A 19,924-nucleotide genomic window follows, 5' to 3' on the forward strand; every position below is an offset into this window, starting at 1 on the left:
GAACCTCTGCCCACATCGCTTTAGTCACCTTGACTGGAGTTTTGGGGGATTTTAAACGAAGACCTTGAAAGGGCTGGGCGTAAGAACGAGAAAAGTCAAACACACGGCTATTAGATTGCAGTTTCGGCAGTTCAATGTAGGCACTGCTACGCTGCACTTTTTCGATGTAAGCGCTGACCACCCGCTGGTCGCTGAACTTGGCGCGCTTGCAGTAATAACTGCCCAAGCCTTTCACCTGGACCGACTTGGCGAACTCCGCCAGCAGTCGAAACCATCGGTCATCCGGGGCATGAGGGGTGTACAACAAGTCCTCGGCCACACCGTTGTTCATCAAGCGAAAAATATAAACACCCTCGATCCTGCGGCCGTCCAGATAAAACGTGTACACACCGTTGCGATTGGGAGGTTCAAGCTGATTCGAGGGCTCCGGCTTGCGCAATCGGTCAATGACCCCTTCGATATCCCAACTTTGTTGCTTGCTCAGTCTGCCGCTGAAAAGTTCCGATAACGCGGCACGCTGCATTTCATGCAGTTGCACGTTTACATATACATCGCGCTTCAGCGCGTAACCAGGAGCGTTTTTATCCAGATAGTCCGTGGACAGCATGTCGATATATTTTTCGCCCGGACGCAAGGTCTTAGACCAGCCCACGATGTATTTCATCAATACGTCGGACATCAACTGATCGGAGATAACGGGATGACCAGGTAACAAACGCAGTTTTGGGTAGAGTCCCGGATTATGTATCGGCCCGCTCTCTTCCGTGATGTGATGTTCCTTGATGATGAGTTGAGACAAGGTCAACTCTTGCGAGTCGTCCAGCTCCACGACCATCAGATCGGGATTAACGATGACCGTTTCATCGTATTCCGCCAGAATATCTTCTGCCCTCTTTTTAATCAGGTTGTACGCAAACTTCTCGTAACTGATCAGCGCCGTCTCGCGGGTGGCAAGCCGGGTCAGCGCTTTCAGTTCGGTGTTCAACCGGGCGAAATACCGCTGTTGGTAGGACGAGGCCGAGCGATAACCGGCGGGAATGACCGTCTCTATTTCACCCCGCAGCCAACCGACATCGAGCAAAACAGCCTGGCGTAACGCACCGGGACCGGACGCCGGCCAAGGGTCGCGCTGGATGCCGCGCCACTGGCTCGGCAGCTCCTGCACAAGCCTCATATACGCATCGAGACGGCCTCGATCACGGGCGTGAGACTGCTGGAGCAGGTAACTGCGCCCTTCAGGCAGACGAATCAGGTTGATGACATGGGTGTTCAGTTGCCTGATGCTGATGAACTCGTACCAGACCTGCCCTCCGGGAGCCTCCGGCGAATAGAGAACGCAGGTACCGTCTTCACCTTCCGGCCCGCAATAAACGATCACCCCCCGCAAAGCAACGTCTGAACCGATCAGCGAAAGACTTCCCAGAGAGTATTTTTCGGCGCTCTGGCTGGCCCGATCGACGATATCGAGGCTCTCGTCGCTGATATGCCCCTGCAGTTTTGCGCTGAACGAACTCAAGTCCGTACGGCTGTCCAGCACGGCCTGCAGAGCGTGCAACACCGCCTCATCACGGTATTTTTCTTCAAACTTCTTGGCATAGAACGCACGCAAGCTCGGGCCGTTCATCGCCTCCAGAAGATCTTGCTTGGTAAAGCCTGAAGGTAGCGCCTCGCCTTCGAGGCTGATCTCCAGTGGAACAGAGGCCGCGTCGTACAGACCATTGAGCAGGAACTCGGGAAGGGTCAGGCGATTACGCTGAACGACCTTCTGCTGACCCACGTAGAACGTATGGCGAGCATTGACGAAAACCTGGTCCGGGTCGATGAGTTCTTCGGTAAGAATTCTGACCATCTCTTGGGCATAGTAATGTGCGAAAGCCTTGAGGGATTTGGTTTCTGCCAGCAGCTCATCCAGCACCTGCTCATTTTTTGCCAGGGATTGTTCTGTATTAAGGTAATACTGACGATCTTCTTCACTGGCACGCTGTAACCACTCCGGTATCTGGTGAGGTTGCTCAGCCATTACTCGTTTCGATGGACGTAGAAGTTCTTCCTGAACCTCATCACCCATCACGCCCGTTAAAACATTAACGCTCATGCACACTTCCCTCTGGCATCTTATGATACTTTTAAAAACATCATGCCTTTATTAGTTACATTCAATAAAATTTTTAACACCCGGCGCACTGATTGCGCAGGGTGCTGTGCCGACTCAACCTATTCATCGGCTACCGCGCAGACTTACAAGAAACTGCTTATCGCGCTCGAAAATGTTCGACTATATCGCGACCAAACAGATTCATCTTTTCAATATTGAAGGTGTGATGGTCTACGCGGTGATTCGGATCAAACGTCCATTGCCGGGTAAAGATACCTGCACACTCATCGCTGTATTCTGGTATTTCATCCGCCTGGACTTTCTCCATGATCGCCCAGCTCAGGGTTTTGGAAGAATCGACTACCGGCTGTCCAAGATCATTGATCACCACCGAATTCAAGTACGTTTCATCGGCCTTGATACCATACTTCAACTGTTCGAAGTCTCTGTCCAGCATCGCACCCACTTCTTTCAACAAATCCAAATAATGCATATACAAAATCCTTCTGATAGAAAAGTGATCGACCCATGCAGCCACTCGATAAATTAAAATTAACCGGGCCGACGCACACTTTATAAACACCCCCCTCTTCAAAGTACACCCCAAAACATGTATGCATTCGTAAACAACATCACAGCCGTCAAAACATCAAACAACAACTCCCCACTCTTTTGCCTTGGCCACCGCCTGAGTTCTGCGTTCCACGCCTAACTTCCCATTTATCCGACGCGCATGGGTTTTTACTGTATGTAACGATATAAACAACAGGTCGGCAATTTGTTGGTTCGAGTTACCTTGGGCCACTAACTTGAGCACTTCTATTTCACGCTGACTCAACGGGCTGTGCGCAAGAGCCGGCACCGGCGGACAACTACCCGATTCGACTAACTCGAGAGCATCCAATAACAGTGGCTGACGCAGCTGCACATCACGCAACGCCTGTTGCAAGTTGCAGCGCTCGACCAGTGCCAAACCTTCTTGCAGCGACTGCCGGGCAGACAACGGGTTGCCCGTCAACCAGGCGACTTCGGCCATCACCAGATGCAATTGCGCTTGCAGACCCGACATCCCGCGCTGTCGTGCCCACTGCAACTGAGCTTCGAGTCGGGCCAAAGGCGCTTGCGCCTGCCCCCGATAAACCTCGGTCAGCACCAGCAGATAGTCCAGACCCGGGATCAACTCCAACGTCGCCGGCGGCGCCTGACGTGCATCAGGCCCGTGATAGTGGCGTAGTACCCGAGTCAGGGCCTCGTGGGCCAACTCTGGGCGCCCCTGTTGCAACCAGAAGTGACTGCTGACTTGCAGCAGGACACCGCGATAAACGGTATCGGGAATGTGCTGACGCTGCATCATTCGCTCTGCGTCTCGCAAATGGACGAAAGCCTGAGCGTAATCGCCCTGATTGGCGGCCACTTGGGCCAGCCCCAGAAAGCCGTACAAGACGCGCTTGTCCTGACTGCGCAAACACATCTGAAGGCCTGACTCGAAAAACTCGGCAGCTTGCCCGTCATGCCCCTGACACAGAGCCAATCGCCCCCGACGCAGGGCAATCCGTCCCAGCAGTGGCGTGGCATGTCTGGCTTGCTCGCACAGCAACTCATTGATGCCACACAACAGGCTTTCGGCGCGATGAGGCGCGCCACGCTGCTCCAGCAATTGCGCGTGATCGAGCTCCAGCAAGCCCTCGAACAGCAGCGCCCCTTGCGCCCGCGCCAGACACAGCGCCTGGCGATTGGACGCCTGAGCCACGTCGAGTTCCCCCTTGAGCAAGGCTTGCTGAGTCAGACCGGACAAACACAGCAAACGTGCCGGCCAGGCCAACGCTGGAAGCTCGGTCAACGCATCGAGAAAATGCTCACGGGCAGGTTCCATATGCCCTTGCAGGTGCAGTAACCAACCTTGCTGTGCCTGCCAGCGCGCCACCAATTGACGCTGCAACGTGACCGACGGTTGCGGTGCGAATCGGGCCATTTGCTCGATGCAGACACCCGCTTGCTCGAAGCGTCCGGCGAACAGCAATGCAGCGGTGATCAACCCGACCAACTGCGGGCTACCCAGCATCAAATCGGCACCTTGCTGTTCATGCAGACGCAGCAGCAAAACCACATTCTGATGCTGGAACAAATGCTCGAAGCTGAAATGCTGCAACAGGCTGACCGCGACCTCAAACGCTTCGGCCAACAGCGCCTGCTCGAACGCCAGTTGCCAGTCTTGCTGTGCGATGAACCACTGACAGGCCCGACGATGCCACGAGCGACCGGTCTCCCATTCATCATCGCGTACCAGCCTGGCCAGTGGCGGGAACACCTGCAGCCAGTCTGCCGAGTCCTCCCAAGGCTCGATGAAGCAGCCTAGCTCCTGCAAGGTTCGCAACCATTGGCCACCCTCGCCCGCGCCAAACAAATGTTCGCAGAGACCGGCGTTGAATCGCGGTAGATGAGCCAGCACTCGCCAGGCTTCGGACAGTTCCGGCGACAGAACACTGAACAGCTCATGATCCAGGTAAGCGAGCAAGGTCGCCGAACGCCCTTGCTTGAGTTCACTGGCGCTGCGCCCATTGCCATCCAGCAAGGCCACCCGCACGCTCGCGCACCAACCACCGCTACGCTGAAAAATCCGTTCAGTTGAGTTCGCGCACAGCGGGTTCGGGAGCTTATCAATCAGTTGCTGGATTTCTTCACGAGTGAATGCAAGCTCAGCACTGGGGCTCTCGTACAAATCGTCATCGAGCAACAACCGCGGCCAGTTGCAATGCGGACGTCGACGCCCGCCCAGCCACCAGCTCACTGCCGGGCTGCCGAGGGCCAGCAAGCGGTCAAGCAATGCATCCAGCTCGGGGACCGGAACGCGGCAATAGTCATCGAGAAACAACCAGGTCGGTGTCTGCAACTGCGCCAGATACGCCAACAGACTTGGCTCGTCGTGTGCTGCCAGTCCTAACGTTTGTGCCAACGTCCGACAGAATTCGTCAGGGCTTTGCAGCGCGCCGTTCAAGGGCAACCAATAAACCGTGCACTGCGGTGGCGCCTGCAACAGACACTCGGCGAACAGCGCGCTTTTACCGCTGCCAGCGGGAGCACAGAGCCATTTCACCCGCGCAGTCGATGCCAGTAACGGTTGCGTCAAACGTTCGCGTGGCAGGTGTTGGGAAGACAAACGGGGCAGGAATCCTGGACGGTCCAGACACTGAGTCATGGCGGTCATTGCGGCGTGCCTTTTTATAATTGTGGCGCAACCCTAACCCTCTCCCGTCAGCTTGTTGAGAAACATTCAGGGCGCTTATTAGCCCCTATAAAAAAGGTGACCCGCAGGTCACCTTTGACTCGGCCGATGTATCCAAACCCTTACCGAACGCCCTCTGCGCGCAAGGCTGCCGGGGTGTAGTCGGCCGCCTTGGCGTCGAAGCCGAACTCGAAGCTGTGCTTCTCCTCGTTCTTCATCCCCAGGGCAATGTAACGACCGGCGATGATGTCGTAGAGCGCTTCCAGGGTGTAAGCCGGTGTCTGGTGATCGTAGTAGTACTGGGCATGTCCCTCGGCCACGCGCCAGAGTTGGCCGCGACCGTCATAGTGGTCCACCAGCGCGACTTGCCAGCTGTCTTCGTCGAGGAACATGTGGCGTTTGGCGTAGATGTGCCGCTCGCTCGGCTTGACCGTGCCGACTATTTCCCAGACCCGGTGCAGTTCATAACGGGTCAGGTCCTGGTTGATGTGCCCGGCCTTGATCACATCGTCGTACTTCAGGCTCGGTGAATCGAGTTTGTAGCTGTTGTACGGGATGTACATTTCTTTCTTGCCAATCAGCTTCCAGTCATAGCGATCCGGCGCACCGGAAAACATGTCGAAGTTGTCCGAGGTCCGCAGACCGTCGGCGGCGGTGCCCGGCCCGTCGTAGGCCACTTGTGGAGCACGGCGTACGCGACGTTGACCGGCGTTGTAGATCCACGCCAGGCGCGGCTCTTTCACCTGATCGAGGGTTTCGTGAACCAGCAGGACGTTACCGGCCAGGCGTGCCGGCGCGGTCACCGATTGCTTGAAGAAGGTCAGCACGTTGGCGGCTTTTTCCGGATCGATGTCCTTGATCAGGTGCGGTACGGCGATCTCTTCCTCGAAGCGAATCGGCGTGTAGGCGCCGTTGGTCTGCGGGGTCACCTGAGTGATGATGCGTTTCAGGTTACCGCCGTGATAACGGGTAATGTGGTTCCACAGCACCTCGACGCCATTCTTCGGAATCGGGAACGCGTAATAGCGGTTACCGGTGAAGTTGGCCAAACCGTTACCGTCGTTGATGGTGGTGACGTTCAGCGCGCTGCGCTTGGCCGACTCGTAAATGTCCGGCGGCGCGGCGACTGTGCGGTGGGTCGGGTAGACCGGGATCTTGTAGGTGTCCGGGTAGCGTTTGAACATCGCCACCTGACCGTCCGAGAGCTTGTCCTTGTATTTGTCGAGCGTGGCGGCGGTGATGGTGAACAGCGGTTTTTCACTGGCGAACGGGTCCGCCAAAAAGCCTTTGCTGTCCACCGCGCCGGCGTTTTTCGGGATACCGCCGGTCCAGGCCGGAATCGAGCCGTCGGCGTTACCGGCCTTCTCGGCACCCAGCGGTGTCAGGCTGCTGCCCAGTTTTGCCGCTTCTTCAGGCGAGACCGCCGCCATCACGTTGGCTGCCAACAGGCTCAGGGCCAGGGCACCGCATTGCAGAATCATCTTGCGCATAAAATCATCCTTCTCAGACAAATCAGAAGTTCACGCCGACGCTCAACGCGAGGAAATCGCGGTCCGTCAAGGTGTTGTAATGGCCACCGAAGAAGTCGGTGTAACTGAGACTTGCGGTGTAGGTGTTGCGGTAGTCGGCATCGACGCCAACACTGATCGCCTTGGCACCCTGATTGAACAAGCCGTTGGGGCCGTAACCGCTGACGTCATGCGACCAGGAGAGGTTCGGTTTGAGGTTGATCCCGCCAATCACGTTGGCGTAATCGAGGATCGCCCGAGCGCGGTAGCCCCAGGACATTGAGGTGACAAAGCCGCCGGTGTCGCCGCCGTAGCCGTACTGGCCATAGACCGAGTCCCGGCCGTAACGCAGTTTGCTGCGCGGCTCCAGACCTCCGACCCGCACCACCGCCGCCTCGCCGACAACGGTCAAGCGCTCCGCGCCGAGTACCTGGTCGAAGAAATGCGTCAGGGTGCTTTGTACCTGGGTCACTTCCTTGCGCCGGTAGCCGCTGTTATCCGCGCCCGGCGTGGTCTTGATCGGCGACGCGGCGCCACCGGCAATCGGGTTGAGCAGTGCCAGCGTCAGGTCATTGGTGTTGACCTGTATCGGAGCGTTTGGCCGATAGCTGATTTCCCCGCTCCAGGCAGTGCCGGTGGGCAAGGTGGTCGCGAAACTCGCGCCATACAGGCGAATGTCTTCCGGGTACTCAAGGAAGTACTGGCCGCGTCCGAGCATCACGCTTTGCGCCAGAGCGGAGCCGGTGCCCGGGGCAATCGAGTTGGCGGTGCCGACAATCCCGGGGAGCGCCGACAGCGTCGAACGGCCTGCGGTGATGGTGCCGACGATCGGCGTGCGACTGTGATAGTTCATGAAGTACAGGCCGTACTCGGTATCGTCGCCCAGCCAGCGCAGCGCCGTCCCCCACTGCCCGGAATTACGGGCATCACGGTCGCCGGCACGCTGGACGATGATCCCTTCGCGGCTGACATCGAAGCCCTGGCCATACGCGGCAGCAATCGGCTGCAACGGCGCAATCGCCGGGCTGCCCACGGTGTAACCCTTGGTGCAGCCACTGGCCGCCACGTCGACGCCGAAGAAGGTTCCGCAGTTATCCAGAACGGTCTGGTCCCACTGCAACTGGTAGAAACCTTCCACCGTCAGTTGGTCGGTCAGGCCCTGGGAGGCAAACAGCATATTGACCGGAATCAGACCTTCCTTGATTTCCGCCCCCGGACGGCGGAACGCTGAGACGTCGATCGGGTTGATGCTGTTGATCGAGTTGCCGATGAAGGTACTTTCACCCCAACTGACCACCTGCTTACCGGCACGCACGGTGCCTGGCAGATCAGCGATGGAGTAGTTGTGATAGACGAAGGCATCGAGAATCTCCCCACCGGAGGATTTGGCGCCTTCCTTGCGGTCATCATTGCTGACGTTCTTGAACTCCAGGTCGCGGTTCTGCAACGCGAAGTCGTACCAGTATTTACCCCGCACGAAGACCCCGCTATCGCCGTACTTCAGTTCGAGGTCATGGATGCCCTTGAAGATTTCCGAATAGGCCTGCCCGTTCTTGAAGTTCAAACGCCCGTCGTCACCGGTCGATGACTGGCCGGTGCCGCCGTTGACGATGCCCACCAGCGACTTGTCGGCATCGCGCATGCCCCAGCTCGCGCCGATCGACAGCGAAGAGTCGAACGTGCCTTCGATTTCCCCGATATTGAAATCGACAGCCTGCGCCTGGGCACAGCAACCCAAGGCGACCGCGACGGCGAGCGTCTGCGGCGTGAAGATGGCGCGCATTGTTGTTTTTGTCATGCGTCTTCCCCGGTGAGTGACAGAAGGCCCCACCCTACTGCCGCCCTATGGGCGCGATAAGCGCACCAAGGAGGTATTCGCGTTGTACCTCCAAAGGATGAATGCCCGCATGGGCCGGGGCTTTGCGCCGGGCATGGATGGGCTGGATGAAGGGTTATCAGTCAGGCGCATGACGCGGGCCAGCTGCTACGCTGTGTGTGGCAGCGACTGTTGCCGAGGTTGTAACAGTCATTGTCCCGAATCGCTATTTTTCCTTTGGGGATAAGGACTTATCCTTGCCTGGCCTTCACGGAAAACCGCCTGAAAGCACACTCCCAGTGAAGTGTGAACAACCCACTTGCACTGCGACTGAGTTCAGATGAGTTGAAGCAGACCATTCGGTTCATCGCCCCGTGTTCACTGACGTTGATTTGTAGCTCCTTGATCCAACGTCTTACCTTGGCCGCTGCGTTTGCAGCGGCCTTTTTTATGGGCAGAAAATGAAGAACCCGTGAGCACGGGTTCGATGGGGGTGTTCAGAGGCGAAGATGATTGAGCGCTGACCGACAACAATCTTCGGGTTTACAACGAATACTTCTGCAAATGCTCCATCATCTCCTTCAGCGCTTCGATGTTGTCCTTCGGATGCGCCGCACCTTCAAAGTCGCAAATCTGCTCCCAATGAGCAGCAACATCTTCCGGCGAGAAGCCTTCACGCGGATCGAAACCAGCGCCAAGGCTACGCTCCCAGCGCACTTTACCCATCCAGCCACCGCCAACTTCGAACAGGCCTGAGGTTTCCTGGCAGTTCTCGCTGCCCAGATACACCACCAGCGGGCTGACCAATTCCGGCTTCAGCTGCTCGAAGACTTGCGGCGGGATCAAGCCTTCGGTCATACGCGTGCCGCCCGTCGGGGCGATGGCGTTGACCAGAATGTTGTTCTTGCGGCCTTCGATCGCCAACGTGCGGGTCAGGCCATAGAGACCGAGTTTGGCCATGCCGTAGTTGGACTGACCGAAATTACCGTAGATGCCTGACGTCGAGGCGGTGAAGATCACTCGACCGTAATTTTGCTCACGCATGTGCGGCCACGCGGCGCGAGTGACTTTGTAAGCACCTTCGACATGGACGCGGTAAACCAGGTCCCAATCGCTGTCTTCCATTTTGTGGAACGTCTTGTCGCGCAGAATCCCTGCATTGTTGACCACCACATCGATGCGGCCAAAGGCATCGAGGGCGTGCTGTACGAGTTTGTCGCCGTCGGTCACCGAATCATGGTTGGCCACGGCCGTGCCGCCGGCCTCACGAATCTCTGTCACCACACGGTCGGCTGCCGACGCATTGGCACCTTCACCTTGAGCCGAGCCACCGAGATCGTTGACCAGCACCTTGGCGCCCTGCCTGGCGAACAACAGCGCATGAGCCCGCCCGAGGCCGCCGCCTGCACCAGTGACGATCACGACTTTATCTTCGAAGCGCACAGACTCTTTCATTACCAAACTCCAGCGGGCCAGGGGACAGTGAGTCCGAGTGTCAGGCACGGCGCGAGTGCTCACAATCAACAGGGCTGAGGCTGAATGGTGCGCGATAAGGCAGGGGGATGATGAGCGAAGGCTGTGTTTTTTTGAACCGCTCAGGAACAGGCGGTTTTCAGCGCAGGGGGATCCATTTGGTCACGAAACGCCAGGTAGTGCTTGAGCACCTGGGTCGGCGCCTCGATTTGCGGGTAATGGCCAATCCCGGCCAGCAACACCGTGTCTGGATGGGGGATCAGCTGCCGGTAACGTTCAACCATATGGCCGCCGGACACCGGATCGACTTCGCCATCGATCACCCGAAGCGGGACGGTACCCGCTTGCATGGCTTTGATCCAGCGATCCCGCTGCACACGGCGTTGCGGCACGTAACTGATCAGCTTGTGCATGATCCGCGTGCCACGGTTGTTGTCGATCAGACTCCAGAAATCATCCAGCTCGCTTTCACTCGGACGGGTCTGGGGGCCAAAGATCTGCCGGAAACTCTTGACCAGCCCATCCCGATTGAACACCCGTCCGATCATCCAGCCCAACGGGCTGAGCAACAGTTTTTGCATCAGCACCGGCCGATGGGTTTCGGGAAACAGGCCACCGTTGAGAAACACACAACTGCCAATTTCGATGCGCACTTCAGCATGCCGGGCCAATAACTCCTGAGCCACGCTGTCACCGTAATCATGCGCCAGAAGGTGCACTGGCTGCCGGACGCCCAAATGTTCCAGCAGTGCCTGCTGCAAATCGGCCTGCTCCAACAGGCAATATTCATGGTCCAGCGGCTTGGCCGAGTCGCCAAAACCGAGCATGTCGCAGGCGATCACCCGATACCGCTGGGCCAAGGGTTGCCAAAGGTAATGCCAGTCCCAGCTGGCGGTGGGGAAACCGTGGAGCAGCAACAAGGGCTCACCCTGCCCGGCCACCCAATAGCGAATGGTCTGGCCACGAAACACAAAGCTCTGGCCGCGTTTGCGCCAGACGCAGAGTGGGATCTCGGCGAGTTGCATTAGAGTCTGTAACCCGGGGCTTGTTGATCGAGTTTGCGCAGCAACGCCGGCCAGGCCAGCGCGCCACCCATCCCTTGAGCACTTTTGGTCACGCCGGCAATCATCGCCTTGGCGCCTGCGAGAATCTGCGGTTCGATGGCAATCAGTTCAGCCCCGCCGTTCTGCGCCAACACCTGGATATCGCAGGCGCGCTGGAAAGTGAACATCATCAAAAAAGTGTCGGCTATGCTGCTGCCACAGGTCAGCAATCCGTGGTTGTGCAGCATCAGAAAATTTTTTTCACCGAGGTCGGCTTGCAGGCGCACCTTTTCCTCGTGGTTGAGGGCGACGCCTTCATAGGCGTGATACCCCAGGCTGGACAGTACAAACAGTGATTGCTGGCTGATGGGCAACACGCCCTGCTTCTGCGCGGAAACCGCCACACCGGCGGCCGTGTGGGTGTGCAGCACGCACACCACGTCGTGACGCACTTCGTGCACGGCGCTGTGAATGGTGTAACCGGCGGGGTTGATCTCGTAGGGGCTGTCCATCAGCTTGTTGCCGGCTTGATCGACTTTGACCAGGCTCGAAGCGGTGATTTCGTGAAACATCATCCCGAACGGATTGATCAAAAAATCTTCAGTCCCCGGCACCTTGGCCGAGATGTGGGTGAAGATCAGATCGTCCCAACCCTGCAGGGCCACCAGCCGATAGCAGGCTGCCAGATCGACACGGGTTTGCCACTCGGCGGCACTGACCTGATTTTTCACATCGGGTGTCGTTTGAACGGGGGTTACGCTCACGGCAAGGACCTCTGCTTCTTATTATTTTGTGGGTGTTAAAGCAGTCTAGTCAGCTGTCGGGATTCGTGTAGTAGCATTGGCAGCCAGCTTACTGACCTACCGGGTCAGCAAGCTTTCGGCCGCCAATGCCAAGGGTGGCGCGAGCGTCCGGTCAGCCGCGCAGCGCGCTGATCAGTTCCGCCAGCCAAGGTTCGGCGTCGGTTTCCGGGGTCACGCTTTCGCTGGCGTCCAGGCGCAGCATCGGCAGCACTTCACGCACGCCCAACTCACCGAACAGCTCGCGTATTTGTTCGCCGCCACCGCAGAAAGTGTCGCCGTAGCTGGCATCCCCCAGACCGATCACCGCGCCTGGCAAGCCGCGCCAGACGGCGGGCAGCTGATCGCGAATCATCGAATACAGCGGTTGCAGGTTGTCCGGCAACTCGCCCATGCCCGTGGTCGAGGTCACGGCCAGAAAAGCTTCGGGGCCGAAAGCCTGAACATCAGCCAGGGTTGCACGCGGGTTGTGCCAGGTTTCAAAACCTGCAGCCTTGAGAAGGTTGGCCGCATGCCGGGCGACTTCTTCAGCCGTGCCGTACACCGAGCCGGAAAGGATGGCGACTTTCATCAATCTGATCCTGAAGCTGAATAAAAGACCGGAATATTAACAGCTGACGCAAAAAAACTGCGATTGCCTCTCGAGAGGCCCTGATGGTCAGTGGACAGACTGTAGCCATGCCATAGAATGCAGCACATCATTTAGCGCAGAAAGGACGTCTGATGATCAATATCCAGCTGACGCAACGGCATGGAACAGCTGGAAACCTGATGGGCCGCCATACAAGTGGAACTGTGCGCACTCAAAGCGATAAACGGTCAAAACGAGCTGTCGAATTAATGGTCATTAACTACAATCACCAATGACTTTGTAATTATTTCTTTCGAGCAAACCATGCACCGCGATACCCTCCTGACTCAGGATGAACTGGATTTCATCCAGACCATGCAGCACAACCCGCAGCTCAACGTTCGCGATGCGACGTCGAGCCTGCTGGTTAATGGGGGCTCGCAAATCCGCGACTTGTTGACACGCCTGGCGGCCAATGAGCAGGTAACCATTCAGGCACACTTCGAAAATCAGCAAATCACCTTTCCACTGCACCTGGTCGAGGATGAGTTTCATGCGCTGCATTTGCGCCTGGGCGTACCGAGCATCTACGAGGACGGGCCGATGGTTCGCCCCTGGCGTCTGGCGCTTGAAGAGCCTGTAGCCCTGGAGAACGCCAAAGGTCAACCCGGTACGCTGTGGGTACACGAAGTGTCGTTCAAAGGGGTTTTGCTGGAAGTACGCAACCGCACCAAGCCGCCGAAAAGTTTCGCACTCTGGTTCAGCCCTTCAGGCTATGAACGCATTGCGTTACGCGGGACTTACGAACGAGAAACCGAGCAGGGCTATTACGCCTATCGGCTCAGCCAAAGCGACAAGGATGAAACCGAACGCCTGCGTCAGTACATCCTTCAGCAGCATCGTCTGACACATCCCGCATTGCACATCTGAGTGTCAGGTATCGAGCGTTCCCGCGAGGAACTGCTGCAAACGCTGTTGCATCAACACCCCTTCACTCCCCAGACAACCAATCGACGACCCGGCCAGGTTCTCCTGTGCCAGATCCGCCGAACCACCGGCCAGCATCAGGCGGCAATCCAGGCCCATCGCCAGGCGATTCAGACGGTGGGCGAAGTCAGATGTCGGCGCTTGATTGGAGAACAGCACCAGCGCCTGCGGCTTGATCCTTTCACAGACCAGGGTCAGCTCATCAAATGGCTGCCCCAATGCCAGTAATCTGATTCCCACTTGCGCACTGCCCATATACAAGGCTGCCAATAGCAACTCGAGCTTGCGGCAGTGTCCATCAATCGCAGAAACGATCGCCTGCAACGGCTGCGTTCCTCGCAATAACACCAAACGCTGGAGAACTCTGGCACGAAGAAACCCGTCCAGCATCACCCACTCGCTGGTCTCTCCAAACATGTCATGTTGCTGGAGTAACTGCGTCCACAGCGGCATTAAAATGTCCTGGAACGTCACCGTCAGTGAATAGGTAGAAAATACCTGACCGTAAATCCGCCCCAGCTCCACATCGTCAAAATTGCTGAGCGCTGCTTTGATCTGAGTTTGCCACTGGGCATAGTCGGCCTGAACCAGATCATCCGCAATGATGCCCAACGGCGTCGGAACCGCATTGGCCTTCGCCAGAATCTTGCCCACTTTGCTGACCGCCACGCCCCGCCCGATCCAGCCAAGAATGCTGCGAACCCGCTCAATATCGGTCATGGAGTACAGTCGATGCCCACTTTCGGTGCGTGTCGGCTGAATCAAACCATAGCGCCGTTCCCAGGCGCGCAGGGTGACTGGGTTGACGCCCGTCAGGCGTGCCACTTCACGGATCGGGAACATTTGCTCCTGCTTTATAGGAGCAGAAGGCTGCAAGATCCGGGGAGGTTCAGTGATAGCCACCATGAACTTTTGGACGTCCGTGTCGGATTGGATCCTATTTAGCGCTCAACGGTGTCATATTTTCAAGAGACGCCGTTGATGGTCTACTCCTCATCAGCCCCACCTCGCACCTTGAGCTAACCCCCCACCCGCGCCTGCAAACTCAAATGCGCGCGCTCCCCGGGCGCCAGGCTGAGGCTATCGGTGCCACCGCTGGCCGCCTCTACGCAGACAAACTCCGAGATCTCGTTCCAGCTCACTCCCAGCAGCGGTCGTGATCCGGGATGCCAGACCACCGTGTCGCCGGTGTCGCCGGTGTCGATGCACAACTGGCGCTGCCAGGCGTGGTCCTTGAGCTGCAATTCGCCCTCGTGCTGGAACACCCGCTGACAGCCACCCTCCACCCGCAACTCGCCTTTTTGTTCGCAAAACTCACGCTTGAGCTGGTCATAACCGTGCGCGCCATCAAGCCCAGACAGCGCTATCTCACCAACGTCACCAATACGCCAATAGGCGTGCAATGCATGGCTCAGTTGGCACGGCAGACTGTCCTGATGCTCGGTGCTCAGGCGCAAATCCATACGCTCACCCAAGTGCGCGTGCAGGTCCACTTGCCAGTCACACAGCTGCAATTGCCAATGCAGGCGTACGCCATCGTCAGCGGCGCTGCTGTCGATCAGCTTCCAGTCGATCAGCCGTGCCCAACCATGGGACGGCCAGGCATTTTCACTCGGATGACGGCCATACCATGGCCAGCAGACCGGCACGCCTCCGCGAATCGCCCCGACCTGCGGCCACTTCGCCGCGCACCAGAGCCAGGGCTTTTGGCCCTTGGGCTGAAAGTGCAGCAACTGCGCGCCCTGACGACTGAACACCGCCTGACACAGCGGATGGTCGATCACCAGCACCTCACGCTGCTGATAGCGCTCCCAGGCAAATACCGGGCGCTCGCGCAGGGATTTGAAGAAGCGTTGTAGCGGATGCTCAAGCATGTGCCGCGGTCCTGAAAATCATCGCCATACCGATAGGAGCTACGGGGTTGCGCCGCCCCAAAAAAAAGCGGACAGCCTTGGCCGTCCGCAAAAATGCGCACATGGAGAGGAGCTTATCGCAACAGCGTTAGAACACCGACTGAATTTTCAAACCGGCCACCAGCGCGTTGTCGACTTCATCAACACCGCCCGGGTGAGTGATGTATTGCAGGTTAGGACGCACGGTCAGCCAGTTGGTAACGTGGAAACCATAGTTGATCTCGTAGTTGTACTCGGTGGAACGCAGTGGCGAGAACAGCGGATTATCATAGTCGCTGACACCGTTGGCGGCGTTGAGCAACTCGGCGTTTTTCTTCACGTCATCGTTGACATGGATACGGGCAAAACCGATCCCGACGTCATCTTTTGGACGCGCGTCGAATGGGCCCTTGTACACAAACATCAGCGACTGGTAGTTGTCGACGACGTTGGTGTCCTTGTCGTGGAACGTGGCGTTGGCCGCGACATTCAGACCGCGAGAAGCATCACCGTTGTGGGTGGTGAGTTGTTGTTGCGCCACAAACCAGTAGCCGTGCTTGCTGTCATGGCTGCGGAAGGCGTTGCCTGTGGTCGCTGCATCATTGCCATTGTCGTCTTTACGGACGTCATTGGCGTCGGCAGTGCTCTTGTAGTAACCGACACGGTATTCGCCCGGCAGGCTGTTGACCTTCGGCGACCAGACCAGTTCGACCGGCAAGACGGTGCCCTTGGTACCACTGCCGCTGAGCTTGAAGCCGTTACCGTGCTCCAGTTGCGACGGGTTCTGGTTGTACGCGCCGATCTGCGCATAGAACTCAGGCGTGATGTTGTACTTCACGCGAACCGCCGCCTGCATGACCGGCCAGTTGAACCAGATACCGGTCGCCCAGTTACCCGCTTGGGAGCCGCAGAACGCCAGGTTCTGGAACTCGCACGGGAAGGTGTTGAAGTCTTCGCCCTCGCCGAAGTAACCGGCTTTGACGTCCAGCTTGCCGTCGAGGAACTGGTGCTGGACCCACAATTGGGTCAGACGGACCATATGGCCACGGCCGTAGACTTCCTGGGAGGAACTCAAGGTGCCGGCACGCGGATCGCCGACACGGTCATTGGAGATGTTCTGACCGTTACGGTTGGTGAGCTGGATCTTGGCCTGGGTGTTATCCCAGCCCCACAGCTTTTGCAGGTCCAGCGCCACGCCCAGGCCAAACTGGTCGGCGTAACGCGCAGTCTTGTCGTCGTTGTAGCCGCCGTGGAGGTTGGCGCCCACTTCACCGACGTAATCCGCCTTGATGTCGATACCTTGTTCGATCAGCTTGGTCCGCTCGCCACCCCAGTCCCCCGTCATCCATTTGGAGTCGGCGCTGAATGCGTCAGCCGCGTGTACATTACCGGCCATGATCAGCACCGCAACAGCTGACAATTGGCAGATAAGCTGAGCGTTGTTCTTCTTTTTCATCCCTACATCCTCGTCTTTATTGTTATTAACTGTTTTTATCTAACGCGGTTTACAGCGGTTGCGACGGATGTCTCATCCACCGCTCCCACATTTGATCCTCATCTGCCTTTGAATTGAGCGACGTTGTCGCCCCGCGCTTCGATTTGCGGTTGACCAGCCGTCCCCAGACGTTCGCCAGTCTTGGCATCGAACAGCAGCACTTTCGATGGATCGAATTGCAGGGTCAGGGTCTCGCCCACGGCCGGCGCAACGTCCGGCGCCAGGCGGCAGCAGACCTTGGTTTCATTGAGATTGACGAACACCAGGGTATCGGGACCGGTCGGCTCGGTAACCTGGACTTCGGCGCGAATGGTCGGCAAACCGTTGACCTCGCCGTTCGCCAGAACGATCTGCTCCGGGCGCATGCCGAGGATCACTTCGCGGTCCTCAAGACCGGCGTCCTGCATGCCCAGCGGCAGCTCGCAACGCGCCTGGCCGCTGTCGAGCAACGCCAGCAGACGGCCGTCCTTGCGCTGCAATCTCAGCGGAATGAAGTTCATCGGTGGTGAGCCGATGAAGCTCGCCACGAACAGGTTGGCCGGGTCGTTGTAGATCTGCTTTGGCGTGCCGAACTGCTGAATGATCCCGTCCTTCATCACCGCCACTTTGTCGCCCAAGGTCATGGCTTCGATCTGGTCGTGAGTCACATAGACCGTGGTGGTTTTCAGGCGCTGGTGCATCAGTTTCATTTCGGTGCGCATCTCGACCCGCAGCTTGGCGTCGAGGTTGGACAGCGGTTCGTCGAACAGATAAATCTTCGGCCGCCGCGCCAGTGCACGGCCCATGGCCACGCGCTGTTGCTGACCACCGGAGAGCTGGCCTGGTTTGCGGCTGAGCAGGTGTTCGATTTGCAGCAGCTTGGCGACACGTGCCACTTCTTCGTCGATTTCGGCGGCCGGCATTTTGCGAATTTTCAGGCCGAAGGCGATGTTGTCGCGCACGCTCATGGTCGGGTACAGCGCGTAGGACTGGAACACCATGGCGATGTCGCGATCCTTGGGGCTCATGCCGCTGATATCAGCGTCGTCCACCAGAATCGCCCCGCCGCTGATGTTTTCAAGTCCGGCGATGCAGTTCATCAAGGTCGACTTGCCGCAACCGGACGGGCCGACGAGGATCAGGAACTCACCATCATCGATCTTCAGTTCGATGTTTTTAAGGGTGTCCGGCAAGCCGCTGCCGTAGGTCTTGTTGACGTTGCGTAATTCGAGAGTTGCCATGTTCTACCCCTTGACCGCGCCGGACGTCAGCCCACGCAGGAAATACTTGCCAGCGAATATGTAGACCAGCAGTGTCGGCAGCCCGGCGATCATCGCCGCCGCCATATCAACGTTGTATTCCTTGACCCCGGTGCTGGTGTTGACCAGGTTGTTCAGGGCCACGGTGATTGGCTGGGCATCGCCACTGGCGAAGACCACACCGAACAGGAAGTCATTCCAGATCTGGGTGAACTGCCAGATCAGGCAGACCATCACGATCGGAATCGACATCGGCAGCAGGATCTTCCCGAAGATGGTGAAGAAGCCCGCGCCATCGAGCCGCGCCGCTTTCACCAGCGCATCCGGAATGCTCACGTAGTAGTTACGGAAGAACAGCGTGGTGAACGCCAGCCCGTAGACGATGTGCACCAGCACCAGACCCGTAGTGGTGTTGGCCAGGCCGAGTTTGCCGACGGTGAACGAGGCAGGCAGCAACACGGTCTGGAACGGCAGGAAGCAGCCGAACAACAGCAGACCGAAGAACAACTGCGAACCACGGAAACGCCACATCGACAGCACATAACCGTTCATTGCGCCGATGAAGGTCGAGATCAGCACCGCCGGCACGGTGATTTTCACCGAGTTCCAGAAGTAGCCACCCACCACGTCCCAGGCCTTGATCCAGCCAATGCCGTCGATCACTTGTGGCCAGCTCAACAGGTTGCCGGTGCGGATGTCTTCCGGGGATTTGAAGCTGGTCAGCAGCATCACCACCAGCGGAATCAGGTACACCGCAGCGGCCAGTAACAAGGTCGCGTAGATCGCTATGCGGCTAAAGCTGATGGCAGGTTTGCCAAGCTGATTACTCATGGCGTTTGCCTCGCAGTTCGGAGTACAGGTACGGCACCAGAATCGCCAGGATCGCGCCGAGCATCATCATCGCGCTCGCCGAACCGATGCCCATCTGGCCACGGCTGAAGGTGAAGGAATACATGAACATCGCCGGCAAGTCGGAGGAGTAACCCGGACCGCCCGCCGTCATCGCTGCCACCAGGTCGAAGCTTTTGATCGCGATGTGCGCGAGGATCATGAAGGCGCTGAAAAACACCGGACGCAGGCTCGGCAGGACGATCTTCAAATAGATGGTCGGCAGGCTCGCACCGTCGACCTGAGCGGCACGGATGATCGACTGATCGACACCGCGCAGGCCGGCCAGGAACATCGCCATCACAAACCCGGAGGCTTGCCATACAGCGGCGATCACCAGGCAATAGACCACGCGATCCTGATCAACCAGCCAGTCCAGACGGAAGCCTTCCCAGCCCCAGTCACGCAGCATCTTGTCCAGGCCCAGGCCTGGGTTGAGCAGCCATTTCCAGGCGGTACCGGTGACGATCATCGACAGCGCCATCGGGTACAGGTAGATGGTGCGGATGAAGCCTTCCTTGCGAATGCGCTGATCGAGCAGCACCGCCAGAAACACCCCGAGCACCAGGCTGATGCCGATGAACATGCCGCCGAAGACCGCGAGGTTCTTGCTCGCGACCCACCAGCGGTCGTTGTCCAGCAACCGGATGTATTGCTGCAGGCCGACCCACTTGTAGCTCGGCATGAAGCTGGAGTTGGTGAAGGACAGAACGAATGTCCAGATGATGTAACCGTAAAAGCCAACCAGGACGATCAACATGCTCGGCGCCAAAACCAGTTTGGGGAGCCAGCGCTGCAGTGCGTCGAACGGTGAGGCTTTGCTGAAAACCGCCACAGAGCTCATCGGGATAATCCAGTTGAAGAGAAGTGAATGCGCACAGTGCCCCCTTGTGGG

At 57.9% G+C, this 19,924-nt stretch carries 16 protein-coding genes; 1 reads left to right on the forward strand and 15 read right to left on the reverse strand.

The annotated features are described in order from the left end of the window. From AC1RPZ_RS26150 to AC1RPZ_RS26190, 9 genes are all read right to left on the reverse strand, one after another. Nucleotides 1-2,095, reverse strand: a 2,095-nt coding sequence (locus tag AC1RPZ_RS26150) for a dermonecrotic toxin domain-containing protein (protein ID WP_493140643.1), incomplete at its 3' end; no start/stop codon positions are given. A 157-nt stretch (nt 2,096-2,252) separates the two neighbouring features. Continuing rightward, complete coding sequence (locus AC1RPZ_RS26155) at nt 2,253-2,588, reverse strand: hypothetical protein (RefSeq protein ID WP_493140644.1); 336 nt, start codon at nt 2,586-2,588, stop codon at nt 2,253-2,255. Nucleotides 2,589-2,744: 156 nt separating this feature from the next. After that, a complete protein-coding gene (locus AC1RPZ_RS26160) occupies nt 2,745-5,300 on the reverse strand; it encodes a LuxR C-terminal-related transcriptional regulator (RefSeq protein ID WP_493140646.1) in 2,556 nt (851 codons plus the stop codon). A gap of 140 nt (nt 5,301-5,440) precedes the next feature. Further along, the gene (locus AC1RPZ_RS26165; protein ID WP_493140647.1) at nt 5,441-6,808 is read right to left on the reverse strand and encodes a DUF1329 domain-containing protein; all 1,368 of its coding nucleotides are present in this window, start codon (nt 6,806-6,808) and stop codon (nt 5,441-5,443) included. A gap of 22 nt (nt 6,809-6,830) precedes the next feature. Then, nucleotides 6,831-8,624, reverse strand: coding sequence for a DUF1302 domain-containing protein (locus AC1RPZ_RS26170; protein ID WP_493140649.1), 1,794 nt, complete (start codon nt 8,622-8,624; stop codon nt 6,831-6,833). Between the two features lie 561 nt (nt 8,625-9,185). After that, nucleotides 9,186-10,097, reverse strand: coding sequence for an SDR family oxidoreductase (locus tag AC1RPZ_RS26175; RefSeq protein ID WP_493140651.1), 912 nt, complete (start codon nt 10,095-10,097; stop codon nt 9,186-9,188). A gap of 140 nt (nt 10,098-10,237) precedes the next feature. Further along, a complete protein-coding gene (locus AC1RPZ_RS26180; protein ID WP_493140653.1) occupies nt 10,238-11,140 on the reverse strand; it encodes an alpha/beta fold hydrolase in 903 nt (300 codons plus the stop codon). Continuing rightward, nucleotides 11,140-11,922: a class II aldolase/adducin family protein gene (locus AC1RPZ_RS26185; protein WP_493140655.1), complete on the reverse strand. Its 783-nt coding sequence runs from the start codon at nt 11,920-11,922 to the stop codon at nt 11,140-11,142. The genes AC1RPZ_RS26180 and AC1RPZ_RS26185 overlap by 1 nt, the downstream gene beginning before the upstream one ends. 151 nt (nt 11,923-12,073) lie before the next feature. Continuing rightward, entirely contained in the window at nt 12,074-12,529 is a 456-nt protein-coding gene (locus AC1RPZ_RS26190) for a flavodoxin (protein ID WP_493140656.1), read from the reverse strand. 324 nt (nt 12,530-12,853) lie between these two features. Here AC1RPZ_RS26190 and AC1RPZ_RS26195 point away from each other — a divergent pair, with 324 nt between their 5' ends. Continuing rightward, nucleotides 12,854-13,459: a hypothetical protein gene (locus AC1RPZ_RS26195; protein ID WP_493140658.1), complete on the forward strand. Its 606-nt coding sequence runs from the start codon at nt 12,854-12,856 to the stop codon at nt 13,457-13,459. Nucleotides 13,460-13,462: 3 nt separating this feature from the next. On the opposite strand, the gene AC1RPZ_RS26200 is transcribed toward AC1RPZ_RS26195, so the two are convergent. From AC1RPZ_RS26200 to AC1RPZ_RS26225, 6 genes are all read right to left on the reverse strand, one after another. Next, entirely contained in the window at nt 13,463-14,422 is a 960-nt protein-coding gene (locus tag AC1RPZ_RS26200; protein ID WP_493140659.1) for a MerR family transcriptional regulator, read from the reverse strand. 113 nt (nt 14,423-14,535) lie between these two features. After that, on the reverse strand, nt 14,536-15,390 hold the full coding sequence (locus tag AC1RPZ_RS26205) for a D-hexose-6-phosphate mutarotase (RefSeq protein ID WP_493140661.1): 855 nt from the start codon (nt 15,388-15,390) through the stop codon (nt 14,536-14,538). Nucleotides 15,391-15,517: 127 nt separating this feature from the next. Further along, entirely contained in the window at nt 15,518-16,864 is a 1,347-nt protein-coding gene (locus AC1RPZ_RS26210) for a carbohydrate porin (protein ID WP_493140662.1), read from the reverse strand. A 98-nt stretch (nt 16,865-16,962) separates the two neighbouring features. After that, nucleotides 16,963-18,123, reverse strand: coding sequence for an ABC transporter ATP-binding protein (locus AC1RPZ_RS26215; RefSeq protein WP_493140664.1), 1,161 nt, complete (start codon nt 18,121-18,123; stop codon nt 16,963-16,965). A 3-nt stretch (nt 18,124-18,126) separates the two neighbouring features. After that, the gene (locus tag AC1RPZ_RS26220; protein WP_019693217.1) at nt 18,127-18,972 is read right to left on the reverse strand and encodes a carbohydrate ABC transporter permease; all 846 of its coding nucleotides are present in this window, start codon (nt 18,970-18,972) and stop codon (nt 18,127-18,129) included. Further along, the gene (locus AC1RPZ_RS26225) at nt 18,965-19,873 is read right to left on the reverse strand and encodes a carbohydrate ABC transporter permease (protein ID WP_493140666.1); all 909 of its coding nucleotides are present in this window, start codon (nt 19,871-19,873) and stop codon (nt 18,965-18,967) included. Before AC1RPZ_RS26225 ends, AC1RPZ_RS26220 begins: the two co-directional genes overlap by 8 nt. Nucleotides 19,874-19,924: the final 51 nt, after the last annotated feature.

The sequence above is a fragment of the Pseudomonas sp. GW822-FHT02D10 genome, assembly GCF_058802345.1.

Excerpts from the sequence above, each read along its gene's own strand:
- AC1RPZ_RS26180 (WP_493140653.1), bottom strand. The coding sequence starts at position 11,140 with ATGCAACTCGCCGAGATCCCACTCTGCGTCTGGCGCAAACGCGGCCAG.
- AC1RPZ_RS26195 (WP_493140658.1), top strand. The coding sequence starts at position 12,854 with ATGCACCGCGATACCCTCCTGACTCAGGATGAACTGGATTTCATCCAG.
- AC1RPZ_RS26165 (WP_493140647.1), bottom strand. The coding sequence starts at position 6,808 with ATGCGCAAGATGATTCTGCAATGCGGTGCCCTGGCCCTGAGCCTGTTG.
- AC1RPZ_RS26200 (WP_493140659.1), bottom strand. The coding sequence starts at position 14,422 with ATGGTGGCTATCACTGAACCTCCCCGGATCTTGCAGCCTTCTGCTCCT.
- AC1RPZ_RS26215 (WP_493140664.1), bottom strand. The coding sequence starts at position 18,123 with ATGGCAACTCTCGAATTACGCAACGTCAACAAGACCTACGGCAGCGGC.
- AC1RPZ_RS26155 (WP_493140644.1), bottom strand. The coding sequence starts at position 2,588 with ATGCATTATTTGGATTTGTTGAAAGAAGTGGGTGCGATGCTGGACAGA.
- AC1RPZ_RS26190 (WP_493140656.1), bottom strand. The coding sequence starts at position 12,529 with ATGAAAGTCGCCATCCTTTCCGGCTCGGTGTACGGCACGGCTGAAGAA.
- AC1RPZ_RS26205 (WP_493140661.1), bottom strand. The coding sequence starts at position 15,390 with ATGCTTGAGCATCCGCTACAACGCTTCTTCAAATCCCTGCGCGAGCGC.
- AC1RPZ_RS26175 (WP_493140651.1), bottom strand. The coding sequence starts at position 10,097 with ATGAAAGAGTCTGTGCGCTTCGAAGATAAAGTCGTGATCGTCACTGGT.
- AC1RPZ_RS26220 (WP_019693217.1), bottom strand. The coding sequence starts at position 18,972 with ATGAGTAATCAGCTTGGCAAACCTGCCATCAGCTTTAGCCGCATAGCG.
- AC1RPZ_RS26170 (WP_493140649.1), bottom strand. The coding sequence starts at position 8,624 with ATGACAAAAACAACAATGCGCGCCATCTTCACGCCGCAGACGCTCGCC.
- AC1RPZ_RS26210 (WP_493140662.1), bottom strand. The coding sequence starts at position 16,864 with ATGAAAAAGAAGAACAACGCTCAGCTTATCTGCCAATTGTCAGCTGTT.
- AC1RPZ_RS26225 (WP_493140666.1), bottom strand. The coding sequence starts at position 19,873 with ATGAGCTCTGTGGCGGTTTTCAGCAAAGCCTCACCGTTCGACGCACTG.
- AC1RPZ_RS26160 (WP_493140646.1), bottom strand. The coding sequence starts at position 5,300 with ATGACCGCCATGACTCAGTGTCTGGACCGTCCAGGATTCCTGCCCCGT.